The organism is Enterobacter sp. LM3 (genome assembly GCF_046622475.1).
Lineage (GTDB): Bacteria > Pseudomonadota > Gammaproteobacteria > Enterobacterales > Enterobacteriaceae > Enterobacter > Enterobacter cloacae_P.
Window position 1 is genome coordinate 1 of the sequence record NZ_JBJURN010000044.1, and the last position, 1,635, is coordinate 1,635.

The following is a 1,635-nucleotide window of genomic DNA, read 5'->3' on the forward strand; positions in this document are numbered from 1 at the left end:
ATAAATGAATACCAAGTCTCAACGAGTGAACACGTAATTCATTACGAAGTTTAATTCATTGAGCATCAAACTTTTAAATTGAAGAGTTTGATCATGGCTCAGATTGAACGCTGGCGGCAGGCCTAACACATGCAAGTCGGGCGGTAACACAGGGAGCTTGCTCCCGGGTGACGAGCGGCGGACGGGTGAGTAATGTCTGGGAAACTGCCTGATGGAGGGGGATAACTACTGGAAACGGTAGCTAATACCGCATAACGTCGCAAGACCAAAGAGGGGGACCTTCGGGCCTCTTGCCATCAGATGTGCCCAGATGGGATTAGCTAGTAGGTGGGGTAACGGCTCACCTAGGCGACGATCCCTAGCTGGTCTGAGAGGATGACCAGCCACACTGGAACTGAGACACGGTCCAGACTCCTACGGGAGGCAGCAGTGGGGAATATTGCACAATGGGCGCAAGCCTGATGCAGCCATGCCGCGTGTATGAAGAAGGCCTTCGGGTTGTAAAGTACTTTCAGCGGGGAGGAAGGTGTTGTGGTTAATAACCACAGCAATTGACGTTACCCGCAGAAGAAGCACCGGCTAACTCCGTGCCAGCAGCCGCGGTAATACGGAGGGTGCAAGCGTTAATCGGAATTACTGGGCGTAAAGCGCACGCAGGCGGTCTGTCAAGTCGGATGTGAAATCCCCGGGCTCAACCTGGGAACTGCATTCGAAACTGGCAGGCTAGAGTCTTGTAGAGGGGGGTAGAATTCCAGGTGTAGCGGTGAAATGCGTAGAGATCTGGAGGAATACCGGTGGCGAAGGCGGCCCCCTGGACAAAGACTGACGCTCAGGTGCGAAAGCGTGGGGAGCAAACAGGATTAGATACCCTGGTAGTCCACGCCGTAAACGATGTCGACTTGGAGGTTGTGCCCTTGAGGCGTGGCTTCCGGAGCTAACGCGTTAAGTCGACCGCCTGGGGAGTACGGCCGCAAGGTTAAAACTCAAATGAATTGACGGGGGCCCGCACAAGCGGTGGAGCATGTGGTTTAATTCGATGCAACGCGAAGAACCTTACCTACTCTTGACATCCAGAGAACTTAGCAGAGATGCTTTGGTGCCTTCGGGAACTCTGAGACAGGTGCTGCATGGCTGTCGTCAGCTCGTGTTGTGAAATGTTGGGTTAAGTCCCGCAACGAGCGCAACCCTTATCCTTTGTTGCCAGCGGTTAGGCCGGGAACTCAAAGGAGACTGCCAGTGATAAACTGGAGGAAGGTGGGGATGACGTCAAGTCATCATGGCCCTTACGAGTAGGGCTACACACGTGCTACAATGGCGCATACAAAGAGAAGCGACCTCGCGAGAGCAAGCGGACCTCATAAAGTGCGTCGTAGTCCGGATTGGAGTCTGCAACTCGACTCCATGAAGTCGGAATCGCTAGTAATCGTAGATCAGAATGCTACGGTGAATACGTTCCCGGGCCTTGTACACACCGCCCGTCACACCATGGGAGTGGGTTGCAAAAGAAGTAGGTAGCTTAACCTTCGGGAGGGCGCTTACCACTTTGTGATTCATGACTGGGGTGAAGTCGTAACAAGGTAACCGTAGGGGAACCTGCGGTTGGATCACCTCCTTACCTTAAAGAACCTGCCTTTG

General features: G+C 53.5%; 1 rRNA gene. It reads left to right on the top strand.

The features are described from left to right. Nucleotides 1-75 precede the first annotated feature (75 nt). Nucleotides 76-1,615 (top strand): 16S ribosomal RNA (locus ACJ9N4_RS20810). The last annotated feature ends 20 nt before the right edge of the window (nucleotides 1,616-1,635 follow it).